Genomic DNA, 19021 nt, shown 5'->3' on the forward strand with positions numbered 1-19021 from the left:
GAAGGACCTGCTACGAAGAGTATAGAAAAATGTCCCACTGCCGGCTCGCATCATTAGGAGACACCTTTCGAAGTAGCAGGCATTCACCTCCTTATCTTAATCTGTCCAGCAAATCACCGATCACATTGCTCGATTCTAGTATTTCTGTTTACAACAACCTTTTCCTGCTAAGTAGAGAAAAAAAATGCAACTTCTCTCTCGATAATATGGGATGAATCTTTTAAAAGAAACCTATAACTGATCCTAACCCCTATTTCCTAATTGTTATATCTAGTTAAACCTATCGCTTACTCATACTTACTCATAACGTAGACATTCGATTGGATTGAGACGAGCGGCCTTATTTGCAGGTAAGAGTCCAAAGATGATTCCAAACAGCATCGAAAAGAGAACACCACCAATTGCAACTGGAATGGAGACGGTTGCAGGCCAAACATTGGTAATCGTTAATGTATATGCAACGCCAGAACCAAGCAAAATGCCGATACCCCCACCTAATACGCATAACGTCACAGCTTCTATCAAAAATTGCATCAAAATGTTGCTCCTTGTGGCACCTAATGCTTTCCGAATACCAATCTCTCTCGTTCTTTCTGTGACTGAGACTAACATGATATTCATCACGCCAATCCCACCCACTAAAAGCGAGATTGCTCCTATACTTCCTACAACTGTTGTCATAATTTGTGCAGCTTGATTAATACCTTGAGTTAATTGCTCAATATTTTCAACCTCATATCCATCTCTTTTGTTATGATTGTGATTAAGTACTTGTACTGCTTGTTTCCCTACGCTTTTCATCTGCATTGCATCATCGAGCTGAATGGAAAGTTGATCAATCTTTAACTGACCAAAAACTGTTCGCCAAGTCTGGGCTGGAAGATAAAGATCAGTCGAACTGGGTAAATACGCTTGGATTCCATCAGGCTTCTGTAAAACGCCGATGACTCGAATCGGGCTACCCGCGACCATGATTAGTTGCCCCAAAGGTTCTTTCCCAGGAAATAATTTGACTGCCACATTTTCTGAAATAATGGCACCACCATTTCCACTCTGATAATCGGCTGCGTTAAACATACGACCTTTCGCTAACTTTAGCCCTGAAAGATCGAGCATCATCTGATTATTAATTCCATAAATGGTGGTGACGGGCGACTTTTTCTGTAGATAACGTACATTAGCAGCTTTCATACTAACTGTGATCACTTCTTTTACACCCGGAATAAACCTTAAATCTTGTATATCTTTTGCAGTAAAATGAATCTCATCTTTGGAAGGAGGAAGTAAGGCATCATCGTCTTGCTTCACCTGTAAGTTGATTCGATTACCTGACCCGGTAATTGCTTTGGTTAATTGTGTTGTCCCCCCTTGACCGATGGAGACAATGATTATCACCGCAGCAACTCCAATAATGATTCCTAACATAGTAAGAATTGAGCGCATTTTATGCACAAAGATCGCATCAAGTGCCATGCGAATACTTTCCCACAAACTCATCGATCTTCCCCCTTTGTTCGATTGTGCTTCTGGATCGCAGATACGATCTCTCCATCTCGAATCACAATCTGCCGCTGGGCTCGTTTGGCAACTTCTGCATCATGCGTAATCATGACAATCGTTCGACCTTCACGGAATAATTCATCAAATAAATCCATCACAGTTGCACTTGAATGGGAATCGAGCGCACCTGTTGGTTCATCAGCTAATAAAACAAATGGTTCTGTTACCAAAGCTCGAGCTATCGCAACACGTTGTTGCTGTCCACCTGATAATTCAGTAGGACGATGATGGGCACGCGATGCTAAGCCGACTCGCTTTAGTGCTGCTTGCGCTCTTTTTTTTCGTTCGTCCGAAGATAAACCTGCGTATATTAAAGGGAGTTCTACATTGCGTAGCGCACTCATCCGAGGTAATAATTGAAACTGCTGAAAGATAAAGCCTATCATTTTGTTTCGAATTGATGCTAAGTGCTTCTCTTCCGTTTGTGAGATATTTTGCCCATTGAGTCGGTATTCTCCATTGCTTGGTTGATCTAAGCAGCCTATAATGTTCATCAGCGTAGATTTCCCTGAACCTGATGGTCCCATAATAGCTACATACTCACCTTGATCAACTTGAAAACAAATATTTTTTAGGACAGGTACTTCTAACTTGCCAGCAGTATAAGTCTTATAGATCCCATTCAACTCAATCATTGACGATCACTTCTTTGCCTGCTGTTAATTCAGATGTTGGGTTGAATACAACTTGATCACTCGTGGTAATCCCAGATATGATCTGTACATATTGATCACTACGTTTTCCTACTTTTATATTTTTTCGCACAAGACTTCTCTTTTCTACTACGAATACATATGATTGATCACCATCTTGACGTACTGCTGCTTGTGGGATTGCCTGAAGACGTGCAGAGGTGAGTATCACTTCAACTATGACACGAGAGCCAATTTTCATCGGTGGCTTTTCATCCAATCCAATTTCAACAGGATAATCTACTTGTTTTTCTTGTGAATCTTCACTCGTTGTCTGGCTTCCTACTGAATCAGGTAAAATCCCAATTTTCCGAACCCTACCCATCCATTCTTTCCCTGGTAGCGCATCAGAGGTGACTACGACTTGTTGATCCTCTTTTAATTTTAACGCATCATATTCAGAAACCTTTGCCTCAATTTTTGTATTATTTATATCTGCTACAATCACGACCGGTTGCGGCGAATTACTCCCATTAACAGCGTTTTCATTTACCTTGGCGACAATCCCATCTTGTTTACTTTTGATGATTAATTGATCCTTTTTTAACTTAGCTTGTCTCAATTGTTTTCTTGCTTGCTCAAGTTCAAGTCTCGCTAACTGAATTTGATCTTTTAAACTACTCGATTTGTTTCCTTCCCGCTTTTTCTGTTTTTGAAGATTATTCCATTTAATTTTTGCCTGCTTTAATGCAATCTCTGCTTGACTCACTTCCATATTGGCAGAAGGATTTGTAAGCTCTACCAACTTTGAACCTTTGACAACCTTCTGACCTTCGTCTACCCAAATTTTCTTCATTTCTCCTCGATCTGCTTGTAGATATACGTCTTGTTGACCACCCGTGGCAATCGTACCTGTAGTCGTTAATTTCTCCTGTATTAATTGACTTGACAACTGCCCCACTTTTACTTCAGGCGTTCCCGTTGAATACATCCAAAAATAACCGACAATACCGAGTATTGCTAATATTCCTAAACCGATCCAAACTTTTTTCTTTTTGTTCACTTGCAATCCTCCGTTTAGTTACTTATTTCATTGTTCTTTAGATAGATATGCCGTTTCGTTATCACCCCTCTCAAACCTAAAAGGTGGTGAATCAACTGTATCTAACGAGTGGGTACGAGGTAATATAATATAAAACGTAAACGCTCCCTGTTTATGTTCAAGCCCAATTTCACCTTTATGCAGCTCAATAATCGACTTTGCGATTGGCAGTCCTAAGCCAGATCCCGAAGGGACATTCTGATCATTCCGGGCTTCATTCGATTTATAAAATCGATCAAATAGCTTTTTCTCTTGTTCTACTGTTATCGGTTGTCCAACATTATGAATGGAGAGCCGTATCTGCTGCTGATTGAGGAGCAACTGAATCGTGATCTCACTATCTTCTTCAGAAAACTTCAAGGCATTCAGCAATAAATTGTCGATTGCACGAACCATTTTTTCAGAATCGAGGCGTATAAAAAGGTTGGCCGCAGCTTTATCAATTTTCAAACGAACGATACGATTTTCAGCAATCGGTTCAAATTCGTAAACCAATTGCTCGAGCAAATGGACAAAGTTAACCTCTTGTAATTGCAGTTGAACATCTTTGTCAGCAAGACGTGTATAGACAAATAAATCATCAATCAATTTTTTTAATTGTGTTGTTTTACGGAGAGCATTTCTGAGATAGCGTTTCTGTTCTACTGGATCGGGTGCAGTATCTAACTGTAAAAGATTTAAATAACCAATAATGCTGGTTAAAGGAGTTCTTAAATCATGTGAAACACCCGTGATTAATTCCATTTTTGATTGTTCCCACTCACGTTCTCGAATTTTTTGTTGTTGAAGTTGATCCGCCATTTGGTTAATATTCTCAGCTAATAAGCCGAGTTCATCTACGCGATTTACTGGAACCCGATATTGAAAATCTCCATGTGCAATCTTCATAATTCCACTTGCGAGCATTTTAATATAATGAATTTGACGTCTGGTCAATAGATGGAAGAATAGAAAAAACAGCCCGACTGGATATAGATTTGAAAAGATACTAAGTAGCCCTGTTAAGGGGAATTTTAAAAGAATAAACCGTTCAATCAAACTTGTGAAGAAGCCTGCCAGAATCAAACTTGAGAAAACAGCGAATAAAAACCATCTGCGAATACTTTTGGTTACCAAACCACGTACATTTCGCACCAAGAAATTGCGTATTCTCTTCAAAGAGAGTTTTCGAACACCTTTTTTTATGAATGATCTTAGTTTAATCTTCAATTTTATAACCCACTCCCCAGACAGTTTTGATATACTCTGGCTTTCGGGGATTTACCTCGATCTTCTCACGAAGATTACGAATGTGAACCATAATTGTATTACGCGAATAATAGGCGCTGGTCTCATTCCAAACCTGTTGATAAATCTGCTCAGTACTAAAGACTTGTCCACGTTGACTTGCCAGTAACTCCAAAATTGAAAACTCGATGGGTGTTAATGAAACTTCTCTGCCTTCTACTTTTACAACATGTTTATTTTTATCGATGATTAAATCATTTACTCGAATCTCAGAAAAATTTTGTGATGACTGCTGAAAAAAATCTTGTCTCCTGAGTTGTGCTTTAATCCTTGCCACAAGCTCTAGTGGATTAAAAGGCTTCACCATATAATCATCAGCACCCACTGAAAGACCATTGATTTTATCCATATCTTCGCTTTTTGCTGATAAGATAATGATCGGGATTCTTTTTTGTTGCCGGATTTTCAAACAAGTTTCGATCCCATTGATCCCTGGCATCATAATATCGAGCACAACACAGTCGATTTTTTCTTTTTGAAGTTGCGTAAGTGCAGAAATGCCATCTTCAGCTTCAAACACTTGGTAATTTTCATTTTGAAGATATATATGGATGATTTCACGAATCTCCGCGTCATCATCAACAATCAAAATTTTTTTCCTCATCATAACCCCCTCTATCCGAGTTTTCATGCTCGATTGGCATTGTTTGGATTCATTCGTTTTCATCGGAAATAGATTTAAATATAATCAACTAACAAGAAGTTTTTTCCTTAGGTAGAATATATTATGTGTTTACGTTGTAACCAATCATGAAATCTATTCATCAACGTTTTGAAGATAGTAATAGCATACAAGATAAAACTTAACATTTGTCTAGATAAAATCTAATGAATTTCTTAATTTTTTCTTTAGAACAGTGCATAGAAACATGAAAATATAAGGAGGTAGGATGAATGCGTGTAGGAATTGTTGGTGCAGGGGCTGTCGGAGGTTATTTTGGTGGACGACTTGCTGAAAAAGGGGCGGATGTTACTTTTTTGGTTCGTCCAAATCGAAAAAAACGACTCACAGAAAAAGGGCTCGTGATTCATAGCCCCATTCATGGTAACTCGCATAGATCCGTTTCAGTGGTCACTCCAGAAGAGACAGCACCACCTTTTGACTTACTGATTGTTGCAGTGAAAGCATATCATTTAGATTCGGTCATCCCCTTTATGCAAACTTTTAGCGATCAGCATACGATGATTCTTCCATTGCTCAATGGATATGCACATATTGATCATCTCCAACAAGCCTTCTCCAAGGATTCCATATTTGGTGGTTTCTGCTTTATGGAAAGTACTTTGGATCAGTCAGGCGAAATACATCTACTAGGAAAACATCATCGATTGGTATATGGAGAATTGCAGGAAAATGCGAATCATGCTCGGATGGATCAACTAAAGCAGCTATTTGCAGATGCCAATCTAGAAGCCGTTCAATCCGATTTCATCGAAACAGAAATGTGGAATAAATATCAATATATTGCAGCTTTAAGTGGTATGACTACATTGATGAGAAGTGAGATTGGAGCCATTCGAGATTCGACTTATGGTAGTGAGCTATACCAACAATTATTGAATGAGATTTATCAAGTCACCATTCGGCAGCCGCTACCAAAACCGCCAGAAAGTCCAGACATCATCTGGAATCGTGTACAAAAAGCGAGTCCACAGAGCACATCTTCTATGTATCGTGACCTAAAACAAGGATTACCCATTGAGACAGATCATTTACATGGCAGCCTTGTTCGTTGGGGAAAAGAAGCTAACTTATCTTTGCCGATCTTAACCACAATCTATACAGGCCTTTCACTCTATCAACCTAGTGGTTCCAGCTTGTAGATAAAGTAAAGGTTCCGTCAATATTTCACGTTTCACCTCCATTTCAGGCTACGAAGAAGTCTTCAAGGCGCCACGACTGCTCGCTCAGGGCGGTATCAACTCGGCTATCGCGTCATAGTGAGACTTGCAGCATATCTGCTTAGCGATACTTGTGCACGGCGTGTACAGACAGTACTACCGCCTATTCTTCACTACACAGTCGTGGCTTTGAAGCGCCTAGTAAAATACGGGTTTAGGAGCATTTTTCCGCCCACAGCGAAATATTGACTCCACGATTTCTCCTTCTTCTACCCGATTGTATGACCTATCTTTTCATCATGTGGGTATTTAGGGTTAGAGTGTGAGAAAAACCGAATGAGCGAGTGGAGAGGTGATCGGCGGCAAAGCTCCATTTCGGGCGCAACTTAGCGGAATGGCAGCTGTAGCGGCATTTTCCTTTCGGGCAAACTGTTCGAGGCGGATGCCAGAGGAGGCGAGTTTTGCCCGGCCGCGAAGGCTGACAGAACGTGGACAGACCCACATCTTTGCAAGCCCGGGTCGGAGTCGTCACCGAGAACCACGATCACGAGCCGGTCACATGACTTTATCTGCAAATTAAAATCCCTAGCTTTTAGGGGTTTATTTTTGGTGCATCAAAGCCAAGCACCCAAGCAGAGATAAAAGCGATCAAAACAGCCAAACCAATAAAAATGACAATGATCCGATAATGTTTCCAGTCTAAGTGCATAAAGGTAAAGAGCTGTAGGATGACTTGAACAATTGCCATTGAAAAGATCAGCCAGAATATGGTGTTCGGATTGGTAACCACTTTGGATATCACAATATAGAAGGCAGCTCCAGTAAACAAAAGCATCCAGATAAATGAAAGCAGGTAACGCAACACTTGATGGCTATTCTCTTTTTTCACAGTATATGGATGTTGATCCCATTGCGGTTCCATCATCCTCCCCCTTTATGTCAAGGAGTTAAATATTACAATTATGTGAACGATTGATTATTCTTTCTATTCCCTAAAATTGATACATCAAAACCAATGCTTCCATATTCAAGGCAAATAAAAAAATCCCTTGCTCACACAAGAGATTTCATTACCTTACTGATTAATCAACAGTTTTGTCTTTTTGCTACTTTCTAAAGCGGCAGCGACAAATTCTCGAAATAATGGCTGGGGACGGGTTGGACGTGAGATAAATTCAGGATGAAACTGCGTTGCCACAAACCAAGGATGATGTATATATTCAATAATCTCTACTAACCGTCCATCTGGCGAAGTTCCTGAGAAACGATAACCCACTTCTTCTAGTTGGTCCCGATATTCGTTATTAAATTCATAACGATGTCGATGGCGTTCATATACAAGATCGCTCTGATATGCTTCAGCCGCTAAGCTATCAGGAACTAGTTTACATGGATAAAGACCTAGGCGCATCGTCCCTCCTTTATCCTCCACTTCTTTTTGTTCAGGTAATAGATCAATGATCGGATATGCTGTCTCTGGATCAATCTCTGAGCTATTTGCCCCTTGATAAGCAAGCAAGTTACGCGCACCTTCCACACATGCCATCTGCATACCTAAGCAAATTCCTAAAAACGGAACTTGTTTCTCCCGAGCATATTGAACAGCTATAATTTTACCTTCAATACCCCGATCACCAAAACCGCCTGGAACCAATATTCCATCAACATCCGAAAGAAGCTCATCAACTGATTCAGTCGTCACATCTTCAGCACTCACCCATTTGATCTTGATCTCTGTATCAATATCGAACCCAGCATGTCTCAATGCTTCTACAACACTCATATAAGCATCATGTAGTGCTACATACTTACCTACAATTGCAATTGAAGTTCGATGAGACAAGTTTTTGACTCGATTGACAAGAGTTACCCACTCTTCCATGTTTGCAGGCCCACAGTTTAGATCTAGATAATGAACAACAAACTCGTCCAATCCTTCTTTTTGCAACATTAAGGGGACTTCATATAAAGTCTCTGCATCAATTACTTCAATGACAGCTTTACGATCAATATCGCAAAAGAGAGCTAATTTCTGTTTAATGCTCTCAGATAAAGGATACTCAGTTCGACAAACAATTACATTGGGTTGAATGCCAATTCCCCTCAACTCTTTTACACTATGTTGAGTTGGTTTTGTCTTTAGCTCTCCGCCAGCTTTTAACATAGGCACAAGCGTACAATGGATATACATCACATGTTCTCGTCCCACTTCAGTTTTTATTTGACGAATTGCCTCTAAAAAAGGAAGACTTTCAATATCTCCGACTGTGCCACCAATTTCTGTGATCACTACATCTGGATGTGTTTCACGAGCTGCTCGATAGACCCGATCTTTGATCTCATTTGTAATATGTGGAATCACTTGAACAGTTCCTCCCAAGTAATCTCCACGCCGTTCCTTATTAATCACACTTGAGTAAATCTTCCCTGTTGTCACATTACTGTTTTTCGATAGATTAATATCGATAAAACGCTCATAATGACCTAAGTCTAAATCCGTTTCAGCACCATCATCCGTCACGAAAACCTCTCCGTGTTGATAAGGGCTCATCGTTCCAGGATCGATATTGATATAGGGATCAAATTTCTGAATCGTAACCTTTAGACCACGGTTTTTAAGCAAGCGTCCAAGTGAAGAAGCAGTAATCCCCTTTCCTAAAGAGGATACAACTCCCCCTGTAACAAAGATAAATTTGGTCATTGTTCTATCTACCGCCACAGACTTCAATGTTCTCAGGCGGCCTTCCTCCCTTCTATCAAATCATGAACTGGCTGTTTTCATGTGCGTTTGGCCCTCATACTTCAACTTGATCATCCGATCAACAGAATGCTATGGGGTTTCCAGTTGACTCATCATCCATCTGTACATTTGTCTAATCATGCAATAGAATAACCAATACAATAGCAAAAAATAGAAAGAGCGTCCCCATCAGGGACGCCCAGTATAAGTCCGCGAACAAAAATGTAATGAGCCCAGGAAACAGTCTACCTGCGGATGCTGGTATTTGTCAAGGTTTTTCATGCCCATTCACTCCTTTGGATGATCGAAAACAGCTTTAATCACCCTCGCCAGACGGATCGATTTCCAGCTCGTCCCCTTCGGTCTCCTCATCTTCTAGCTCTTCATCATCTAAATAATCATCTTTCATGCTTGCAGCGACAGCGCTATCAGTCGTTTGATCAAGTGGATACCAATGCTTTAATCCCCATAATCCTCGACCTACACAGACAAAACGTCCATCAATATTGACCTCTGTGTAGAGCTGGGCAATATATCGAGCAACATCCTCTTTTCGGAAATTTTTTATTGCTGCAACTGATTGCATAATATCTTGATAGGTCATCGGTTCGCCTTTTTCGTGCAGAAGTTGATAGGTTAAATCTACCATTGCCGTTTCTCGTTGTTTTTCTGCAGTCATGTTATCACTCATACTTGTCACGCCCTTTCTATGAAGGAGTGGCTCCTTCTTGGCATGTAACATATTGTATCCAAAAAAAGCGGCAAGTCAACATCATCGAAAAAAATCAACGAACAACATCCGCTTACATATTCCGACGATATTGACCACCTACCTCATACAAAGCCTGTGTAATCTGACCAAGGCTTGCCACCTTCACTGTCTCCATCAACTCGACAAAGATATTATCTCCTTTTCGAGCCACCACTTTCAAGCGTTTTAAAGCATGAGTCACTTGATCGCGATGTTGCTGATGAAACTGTTGTAAGTGGTCGATCTGCTCTTTTTTCTCTGCTTCTGTTGCCCGCGTTAGTTGTGCTAGCTTTGGCTCTTCCGGCTCTTCTGATTGAAATCGATTGACACCAATAATCGGTAATTCACCACTATGTTTCTGCTGTTCATATAATAAAGATTCATCCTGGATTTTGCTTCGTTGATAACCATGCTCCATCGCACCAAGTACGCCTCCACGTTCATTGATCCGTTCAAATTCTTTTAGTACGGCTTCTTCTACCTGATTTGTGAGTTGTTCAATAAAATATGATCCTTGGTAAGGGTTTTCATTTTTTGTCCAACCAAATTCCTGCATGATAATCATCTGAATGGCGATGGCTTGACGGACAGACGCTTCTGTTGGCGTGGTGATAGCTTCATCATAAGCATTTGTATGCAACGAATTACACTGGTCGGAAATCGCTAATAGTGCTTGAAGTGTCGTCCGAATATCATTAAATGAGGCTTCTTGTGCATGAAGAGAGCGTCCTGAAGTTTGAATATGATATTTTAATTTTTGACTCCGTTCATTTCCTTCGTAATAGTCGCGCATTGCAATCGCCCAAATTCGACGTGCCACTCGCCCAATTACTGTATATTCTGGATCGAGTCCATTGCTAAAGAAAAAGGATAGATTCGGCGCGAAATCGTCGATCTTCATACCTCGATTTAAATAGTATTCAACATAAGTAAAGGCATTTGCCAGGGTAAATGCTAACTGAGTAATCGGGTTGGCACCAGCTTCTGCAATATGATAGCCACTAATACTGACAGAGTAAAAATTGCGAACCCTCTGCTTAATAAAATATTCCTGTACATCTCCCATTAGCCTAAGTGCAAATTCGGTTGAAAAAATGCATGTATTCTGCCCTTGATCCTCCTTTAATATATCGGCTTGCACGGTTCCACGAATCTGTTGTAATACACCATTTTCTATTTTCTGTTCTTCTTCAAATGTAGGCTCGCGACCATGTTGCTGTATATATTTCTCCAATTGTTGATCGATTGCTGCTCGAAAAAACATGGCTAATAGGATAGGTGCTGGTCCATTAATCGTCATCGATACACTAGTCGATGGATCACATAAATCAAAATCGGCAAAAAGCTGCTTCATATTCTCCCACGTACAGATACTAACGCCAGATTCACCTATTTTCCCATATATATCAAGTCGTTCATCGGGGTTCTCTCCATAGAGGGTTACACTATCAAAAGCGACAGAGAGTCGCTTTGCCTGATCATATCTGGAAAGATAGTGGAATCGTCGATTGGTTCGAGCAGGGGACCCTTCTCCAGCAAATTGACGACGGGGCGCTTCATCTGTTCGTTTGAAAGGATAGATCCCTGCAGTATAGGGGAAGTAGCCAGGTAGGTTTTCACTTCGTAACCACTGTAACTGTTCACCCCAATTTTGATAGGGTGGAAGCGCGATCTTGGGAATCGAAGTTCCTGCCAACGAAATTGTGTATAAAGGCATACTGATCTGCTGGTCACGCACTGAATAAGTAACTTCATCTTTTTGATACTCTGCTTTTCTATCTGCCCATTCTTTGATTAGTGTCCTATTTTCAGCTTTAACTTTCTCTTTTGCACGTTGTTGATAAGTTTCGATCTCTTCAGATTGGCTAGAACCTGTGATCAGCGTCTTCAGACTGGACAAATGATACCATTCTGTTGCCGCTGCCGACTGTTTCTTTGTCTCTACATGATAGTGACGGATTGTCTCCGCAATTTCGCGTAAATATTCTTTCCTACGCAACAATGGGCTACGATGGTCGATAGGTGTCTCAGTCTTGCTCCGCTCAGTAGTCAGTTGAAGATGTTTGCGTATGGCGTGATACAACTGTAGAACACCTGGATCATGAAACCGACTCGCAATCGTCCCAAAGACAGGCATTGCTGCCAATGGTTCAGAAAAACGCTGCTGATTTCGTTGGATTTGTTTTTGTACATCATGCAATGCATCAACTGAGCCCTGCCGATCAAATTTATTAATCGTTACAAAGTCTGCGAAATCCAACATTTCAATCTTCTCTAGTTGTGAGGCAGCCCCATACTCTGACGTCATGACATAAAGCGAGGCATCGGCAACAGTTGCAATCTCAGCATCCCCCTGACCAATTCCACTTGTCTCTACAATGATCAAATCAAAAGCAGCAACCTGACAGAGTTGGATCACCACTTCTAAAGCATCGGACAGCTCTGTCTTGGTCTGACGAGTCGCCATCGAACGCATAAACACACGGGGATGGTATATGGTATTCATCCGAATTCGATCACCAAGTAAAGCTCCTCCTGTTTTCCGCTTCGTAGGGTCTATCGAGATAATTGCGATACGCCAAGTGGGATAATCTGTAAGAAATCGGCGCAAAAGCTCATCAGTTAACGAGCTTTTCCCCGCACCGCCTGTTCCAGTAATGCCAAATACTGGCGTTGGTTTTCGCTTGAGCACAGAGGGAATGTGCAGTTTCTCATTTTCACAATAGGTTATCAGGCGTGCCAGTGCTTGAAAATCACCTTTCTTTAAGCGATCCCATTCATCCGTAACCTCTTCAATTGTAGCAAAGTTACTCGCAGTGATCATATGGTCAACGATTCCTTGTAAACCAAATTGCTGACCATCATGAGGGGAGAAAACGCGATTTAATCCCCATTGCTCTAATTTCTTTCGTTCCTCAGCAACAATAACGCCTCCTCCACCAGCAAAAACCTGAATATGACTTGCTTTTCTTTGTTGCAATTCATGAAGCAGATAGCGGAAAAACTCCATATGTCCACCTTGATAAGATGAGACAGCAATTCCTTGCACATCTTCTTGGATCGCTGTCTCCACAATCTCTTGCACAGAGCGGTTATGACCCAGATGAATCACTTCTACACCTGATGCTTGTAGTAACCGCCGAAACAAAGAAATCGATGCATCATGACCGTCAAACAAGCTAGCTGCCGTCACAAAACGAATCGGATGCATTTTCTGATCCAAGGGAACACCTCCGTGAAATTATGCTTTTAACTCACGAATCAATAGAGCCAGTTGCTGTTCGATATATTCATCGAGTGAGTAAGTACGCCCTAATGACCAATAGCGAAATGTCCACATCTGTCCCATCACCATAATATTATGCGCCATCAAGGAGATCGAATGGGTCTCCAATTGGATACTTCCGTCTTGAATGCCTTTTTCTAATACGTCTTCAAATAAAGAGGTAATCGCTAACTCTTTTTCTAATACATATTTCATTTGTTCTTTTGGTAGTGATTTTGTCTCCTGATAAATAAGGAGAACCAGCGGACGCATTTCATCCATAATTTTCAATAATTGTCGAAAGCTATGCTTTAGTAAAGTAAAACCATTATCATGACCTTTTATAGTTCGTCTTAAACGAGATTCCATCTTTTCATGAATTGCTTCACAGACAAGAAAAAGAACATCCTCTTTTGTCTGAATATATTCATACATGGTTCCAATCGACATTTTACACTTCTGAGCAATCTCTCGCGTTGTTGTCTTATGAAATCCCTTTTTTGTAAAGAGCTGCACAGCGCCATCAATAATTTGTTGTCTCCGTCGCTCAACCAGTTGTTCATTCTTTACCATAGAAGGGATTAATCTCTTATTCATGATTGCTTCCTTTCTTTCTGTAAGTGTTTTGCAATTACTAAGCGTTGAATCTCATTTGTTCCTTCATAAATCTGTGTGATTTTTGCATCTCTAAACATTCGCTCTACAGGATATTCACGGGTATAGCCATATCCTCCTAAAATTTGAATCGCTTCAGTTGTTACTTCAACTGCCGTATCAGCAGCAAAACACTTTGCCATAGCAGCTTGCTTTGCGTGTGGCAGCTTTTGATCTTTTAGCCAACCTACTTGATATGTTAGCAGGCGCGCAGCCTCAATCCGTATCGCCATATTGGCCAGCTTGGCTTGAATCGATTGGTGCTTTACAATGGGTTGCCCAAATTGCTTACGCTCACAAGCATAAGATAAGGCATAGTCAAAAGCCCCCTGTGCGATTCCAACGGCTTGTGCAGCAATCCCCATCCGACCGCCGTCCAGTGTCTTCATCGCAATTTGAAAACCTTCTCCTTCCGCACCCAATCGCTGTGAGACTGGAATCATACATTGATCAAGATGTAATGAAGTAGTGGGAGAGGAGCGAATGCCCAACTTCTTCTCCCCTGCACCAATCGTCAATCCAGGTGTATCTGCCTCAACAATAAACGCACTTAATCCATGATGCTTTTTGGTGGAGTCAGTTTGCGCAAAAATTAAATATAAATCTGCTTCGCCGCCATTGGTTACAAACACTTTCTGCCCGTTTAACCGATAATGTTGACCCTTTTTCTCTGCTGTTGTCTTCATATGAACAACATCTGATCCAGCAGCTGGCTCCGTCAAAGCAAAAGCACCTAATTTTTGCCCAGCCGTCAAGCTATTGAGATATTTCTTTTTCTGAAGTTCAGAACCATATTGCAGTAAAGGCCATGACACCAGTGAAATATGGACAGAGAGAGTAACGCCTGTTGAAGCACATACTTTTGATAGCTCTTCAATCGCAATCACATAACTTAGAAAATCAGCTCCTGCACCTCCCCATGCTTCAGGGAGAGGGATTCCGGTTAAACCGAGTTTACTTAATTCTAGAAATATCTGTCGGTCAAAGCGTTCCTGTTCATCTCGTTCTGCTGCCGTAGGTGCAACGTAAGTGTCGGCAAAATCGCGAATCATTTTCCGCATCATCTGCTGTTCAGTAGTCAACGAAAATTCCATCACGCTCACTCCTCCACTGAATACAGATAAAAACCTCGACCGCTTTTTTTCCCTAGTCTACCAGCTTGCACATACTTCCGTAGAAGTGGGCAGGGACGATACTTATCATCACCGAATCCCTGATAGAGAGATTCCATAATATACAGACATGTGTCTAAACCAATCAAATCAGCCAGTGCTAAAGGCCCCATCGGATGATTCATACCTAGGCGCATAATCTGGTCAATCTCTTCCGCTGAGGCGATCCCTTCCTGCAGCGCAAAAACCGCTTCATTCAACATCGGCATTAATAGTCGATTGGAAATAAATCCGGGAGCATCCTGTACTACAACAGGCTCCTTCCCCCAATCTCGAGCAAGTTTCACAATCGTTTGGACGACCTCCTCATTCGTCTCTAAACCTTGCACCACTTCTACCAAGGGCATTCGATGCACAGGATTCATAAAGTGCATCCCAATCACTTTAGTCGCCCTAGATGTATGGGCGGCCAGTTCTGTAATCGATAGGGAAGATGTATTGCTTGCAAGTATGGTATGATCAGCAGCAAAACGATCTAATGTCTGAAAAAGAGCTTGCTTTTGCTTTCGCTGCTCAATGATCGCTTCAATCACAAGGTCAACACGATCTAGCTGCTCTAATTGGTGGGTATATTGAAGTTGCGCCGACCAATGACTCCGTTCTTCTGCGGTGATATACCCTTTTTCTTCATTTCGTTTCCATCGATCCTCAATCACTCGTTTTGCTTTCTCTAGCTGCGAAATCTGTTGATCCATCACAATAACGGACATTCCTTGGGAAGCTGCCAAAGCTGCAATCCCGCTTCCCATTTGACCTGCACCAATAACGGCAACAGATTGAATTTTCATTGATCACACTCCAGACCATATTCGAAAACAGAAATGACTCAAAGCATCATATCTCATTCAACTCGAATGAGAATTGCATCTCCTTGACCACCACCGCTACAAATGGCAGCAATCCCCAATCCCCCACCACGCCTACGTAATGCATGAATCAAAGTTAATACAATGCGGCTGCCGCTAGCCCCAATTGGATGCCCAATCGCCACAGCACCTCCATTGATATTTACTTTTGTAGCATCGATTGCTAGCTCTTTTAACGCTAGTAATGGAACAAGTGCAAAGGCTTCGTTCATTTCAAAGCAGTCGATCTCATCAAGTCTGTAACCTGTTTTTTGCAACAATTTTTGAACTGCAAAGATAGGACTGATCGGGAACAGACGAGGCTCACATGCAATACTTACATGTGCGACAATTTGTGCCATGCGCTTTGGAAAATGTGGGGCAACCGTTTCTGAAGCGAGTAGTAATGCGACGGCACCATCATTGAGACTTGGTGCGTTGCCAGGTGTAATCGTATCCTGAGGATCAAATACAGGTCTTAATTGTGCTAATTTTTCTCTACTGGTATCAGGTCGAATCGTCTCATCTTTTTCTTGTTCACATCCACTGATCATTTCAGCAGCAAAATATCCTTTTTGCGTTGCTTTCCATGCGCGCTGATGACTTCTAAGCGCCCAATCATCTTGTGCCTCTCTACTGATTTGGTACTCCCTCGCAACATATGCAGCATGTTGAATCATATGCACATTTTCATAGGCACACCATAATCCATCAACTAGCATGCTATCCATTAGTTTTCCGTGCCCTAACCGTTGTCCCCAGCGAACATGGGGGAGCAGATAAGGTGCATGTGTCATACTTTCCATGCCACCTGCTATGATCAATTCAGCATCACCTGCCCGAATCATCTGATCGGCCAAGGTAATACTTCGCATTCCTGAGGCACAAACTTTATTGATCGTCTCCGATTGAACTTCCCACGGTAATCCTGCCCCATGGGCCGCTTGTCTAGAGGCGAGTTGACCTGCTCCAGCTTGTAAGACCATCCCCATGATGACAGCATCGATGGGTTGTTTTGTCTGATATTGTTGAACAGTTGCACGGATTGCTCGGGCACCCAATTGGACAGCTTGTTGCTTTTGCAGGGCACCACCATACTTGGCAAATGGAGTTCGCTTTCCTGTGATGATCCATGTACTTTTCATCTCACACCACCTACTGAGCGTTCGCTCATTTAAGCGTTTTCATTTTGATTGTATAAAATAAATGTATTCCTTTCAATGCCAATTTTATGATGATTTTGCACAAAAAAGAGTCGGATTTTGCATTCATTCTACATTCGTCCGACTCTATCTATTTCGCATATCCAATTGGTAAGAACCGACAGGAATCCTGGGTAATCTCCTCTGACAGACGCGTAGTAACGGCTGAAGCTTGTCCATTCATAAGAAAACAACCCCAGACTAACCAACCTTTATAGGCACCCTCTAAACTCATTGTTTCGATTGTTTCTAACTCAACCAGTTTTTGATAGACCATTGTCTGCTCCCAAAAATCTCCTTCATCATCCTGAGCAATAATGGTGCCATCTTTTGCATACATCGTAACCGACCCACCTTGGCGTCCCAAAACTGGCTTCTCTACAAAGGGCTCTTTTCCACGAAAAACATTTTCCATATAAGTAGGAATCATATATTTAGAAATAATTTCATTTTCTTCCTTTGTGAAAAATGCACCTTCTTCGTGTAAGTTCCATATTAATGCCATTAATGCTTTGGTTTGCGCAATAAAAGCTTGTGGAGGGTTAATCATCGCAATCTTCCGATTTGCCGCTGCTTGTAGCAGCCAAGTGCCAATTGGTTGTCCATTCGCACTCTTTTCAGCAGCAATACTGGTGAGCGCATAAAAGCGATACCATAAATCAATCGGTTCAAACGATCCACTATTCGTATTTTTCATACAAAGTTGACCTTCGTGAAATACATGGTCTGCTAAAGGAATATACTCTGCTTCTAAACCTGAGTGTGCCAATAAAAATCGAGTCAATGCTGTTTCTTCAATGGATGGCTTTGAACTAAAAATCTTTCGATCCATGTGATATCCAAGTTTTTGATATTTATGTACGGCAGACTGAAAAGTTGTTTTGATATCCCGTTGACGACCAGCATTGGGATTCTCCCAACCATAATAGTCACAAACCCATTGGTTCACATGGTATGCTTCAACAAATCCACCTGGTGTATCAGCATTAAACTCAAGCAACTTTAAACCATCAGGCGTGTTAGCAAAATCGAGTCGCCCAATCACTGTCGCAATCGATGGATCAAATGATTGCCGAACAGCTGACCATGCATTTTCAGGGATTCCTAATTCTCTTAGCAGCTCATCAGCTCCCTGTTGTACAACAGGGATCACCCGTGCAAAAATATGTCCCAATTGCTCAGTTGCATGACGAACTTCCTTGATAAATTCTCTGGTGACAGGGTGAATCGTAGCTAGACCATACTCTTCATGGTCTACGGCATCTTGATCCCAAGTGAAAATTCCCTCTTCGCGCAGTGGGTGATAAATTTCAGCCCGACGCTGGTGATAATCTTCAGGAATTTGGCGTGCCATTAATCGATATCGATGCCGCCACCATCACCATAACCATCACAGGAGACTGTGTTTCCTTGTGAGTCTTTACAATCATCATCACTGCCACAACCAGCAATTGGCACAACGAGTAAAGCTGCAGCTGCAAAAAGTCCTACTAATTTCTTAGATTTCATCTAATACTTCCCCTTTCAATTACACAAGAACATATATTTAAAATGTCTTTAAACATAGTAATATTACCATTTTAAATTTAATATCGCCACACTTTTTTCAAATAAATACGATCAAGCGTTCCATCTAAGCTCCCCTTTGACAGAAGAGTCTGCTTTCGAGTACAATAAAAAAGACGAGGGTTTCCCCTCGTTGTCTCTATAACAGAGACTGGATGATGACTACATGGAAGTCGGCCAAGACGTTAGCCATGTAGTCGTAAGAAGCGGCTGCCACTAAGGTAGCCGTTTTTTCATGCCCAAAAAGAGGGGCGAGCATCCAATCGTATAACTTACCACCAATGAGCTTTACAAGGTCGGAAAGCAGATTGGTCGACACTCCAGCAGCCATCATGGGGATGGTCATCAAAGTGACATACAGCTTCCAATTCTTGCGGATGCGCGACCAGAGCGTGGGTGAGGT

17 protein-coding genes are annotated in these 19021 nt (G+C 41.6%); 1 reads left to right on the forward strand and 16 read right to left on the reverse strand.

Annotated features, from left to right (window positions below):
- Nucleotides 1–297 precede the first annotated feature (297 nt).
- The 5 genes from BUB71_RS10630 to BUB71_RS10650 are packed head-to-tail and all read right to left on the reverse strand — an operon-like array spanning nt 298 to nt 5188.
- Complete coding sequence (locus tag BUB71_RS10630; RefSeq protein WP_073154819.1) at nt 298–1497, reverse strand: ABC transporter permease; 1200 nt, start codon at nt 1495–1497, stop codon at nt 298–300.
- Nucleotides 1494–2195, reverse strand: a complete 702-nt coding sequence (locus BUB71_RS10635) for an ABC transporter ATP-binding protein (protein ID WP_073154820.1) — start codon at nt 2193–2195, stop codon at nt 1494–1496. The genes BUB71_RS10630 and BUB71_RS10635 overlap by 4 nt, the downstream gene beginning before the upstream one ends.
- Nucleotides 2188–3255 (reverse strand): efflux RND transporter periplasmic adaptor subunit, encoded by a 1068-nt coding sequence (locus BUB71_RS10640; RefSeq protein WP_073154821.1) that lies wholly within the window; start codon nt 3253–3255, stop codon nt 2188–2190. The genes BUB71_RS10635 and BUB71_RS10640 overlap by 8 nt, the downstream gene beginning before the upstream one ends.
- A 27-nt stretch (nt 3256–3282) precedes the next feature.
- The gene (locus BUB71_RS10645) at nt 3283–4503 is read right to left on the reverse strand and encodes a HAMP domain-containing sensor histidine kinase (protein ID WP_073154822.1); all 1221 of its coding nucleotides are present in this window, start codon (nt 4501–4503) and stop codon (nt 3283–3285) included.
- Complete coding sequence (locus BUB71_RS10650; protein ID WP_217653548.1) at nt 4493–5188, reverse strand: response regulator transcription factor; 696 nt, start codon at nt 5186–5188, stop codon at nt 4493–4495. Before BUB71_RS10650 ends, BUB71_RS10645 begins: the two co-directional genes overlap by 11 nt.
- A gap of 287 nt (nt 5189–5475) precedes the next feature.
- Here BUB71_RS10650 and BUB71_RS10655 point away from each other — a divergent pair, with 287 nt between their 5' ends.
- On the forward strand, nt 5476–6405 hold the full coding sequence (locus BUB71_RS10655) for a ketopantoate reductase family protein (protein WP_073154824.1): 930 nt from the start codon (nt 5476–5478) through the stop codon (nt 6403–6405).
- Nucleotides 6406–7015: 610 nt separating this feature from the next.
- On the opposite strand, the gene BUB71_RS10660 is transcribed toward BUB71_RS10655, so the two are convergent.
- The 11 genes from BUB71_RS10660 to BUB71_RS19580 all read right to left on the reverse strand — a co-directional run.
- A complete protein-coding gene (locus BUB71_RS10660) occupies nt 7016–7348 on the reverse strand; it encodes a cytochrome C oxidase subunit IV family protein (protein ID WP_084731425.1) in 333 nt (110 codons plus the stop codon).
- Nucleotides 7349–7498: 150 nt separating this feature from the next.
- On the reverse strand, nt 7499–9124 hold the full coding sequence (locus BUB71_RS10665; RefSeq protein WP_073154853.1) for a CTP synthase: 1626 nt from the start codon (nt 9122–9124) through the stop codon (nt 7499–7501).
- A 355-nt stretch (nt 9125–9479) separates the two neighbouring features.
- Nucleotides 9480–9854, reverse strand: coding sequence for a DNA-directed RNA polymerase subunit delta (gene rpoE, locus BUB71_RS10670; RefSeq protein ID WP_175552342.1), 375 nt, complete (start codon nt 9852–9854; stop codon nt 9480–9482).
- Between the two features lie 112 nt (nt 9855–9966).
- On the reverse strand, nt 9967–13125 hold the full coding sequence (icmF, locus tag BUB71_RS10675) for a fused isobutyryl-CoA mutase/GTPase IcmF (protein WP_073154854.1): 3159 nt from the start codon (nt 13123–13125) through the stop codon (nt 9967–9969).
- A 30-nt stretch (nt 13126–13155) separates the two neighbouring features.
- A complete protein-coding gene (locus tag BUB71_RS10680) occupies nt 13156–13776 on the reverse strand; it encodes a TetR/AcrR family transcriptional regulator (RefSeq protein ID WP_073154827.1) in 621 nt (206 codons plus the stop codon).
- A complete protein-coding gene (locus BUB71_RS10685) occupies nt 13773–14927 on the reverse strand; it encodes an acyl-CoA dehydrogenase (protein ID WP_073154855.1) in 1155 nt (384 codons plus the stop codon). The genes BUB71_RS10680 and BUB71_RS10685 overlap by 4 nt, the downstream gene beginning before the upstream one ends.
- A 5-nt stretch (nt 14928–14932) precedes the next feature.
- Nucleotides 14933–15793: a 3-hydroxyacyl-CoA dehydrogenase family protein gene (locus BUB71_RS10690; RefSeq protein ID WP_073154828.1), complete on the reverse strand. Its 861-nt coding sequence runs from the start codon at nt 15791–15793 to the stop codon at nt 14933–14935.
- A gap of 53 nt (nt 15794–15846) precedes the next feature.
- Nucleotides 15847–16995 carry an acetyl-CoA C-acetyltransferase gene (locus BUB71_RS10695; RefSeq protein ID WP_073154829.1) on the reverse strand — a complete coding sequence of 383 codons (1149 nt, stop codon included), beginning with the start codon at nt 16993–16995 and terminating at the stop codon, nt 15847–15849.
- A 148-nt stretch (nt 16996–17143) separates the two neighbouring features.
- The gene (locus BUB71_RS10700; RefSeq protein WP_073154830.1) at nt 17144–18406 is read right to left on the reverse strand and encodes a glutathionylspermidine synthase family protein; all 1263 of its coding nucleotides are present in this window, start codon (nt 18404–18406) and stop codon (nt 17144–17146) included.
- Complete coding sequence (locus BUB71_RS19575) at nt 18406–18561, reverse strand: hypothetical protein (RefSeq protein ID WP_175552343.1); 156 nt, start codon at nt 18559–18561, stop codon at nt 18406–18408. The genes BUB71_RS10700 and BUB71_RS19575 overlap by 1 nt, the downstream gene beginning before the upstream one ends.
- Before the next feature lie 196 nt (nt 18562–18757).
- A partial coding sequence (locus BUB71_RS19580) for a hypothetical protein (protein WP_175552344.1) occupies nt 18758–19021 on the reverse strand: 264 nt, incomplete at its 5' end.

Origin of the sequence: Seinonella peptonophila (genome assembly GCF_900129355.1) — a bacterium.
GTDB classification, from domain to species: Bacteria; Bacillota; Bacilli; order Thermoactinomycetales; family Thermoactinomycetaceae; genus Seinonella; species Seinonella peptonophila.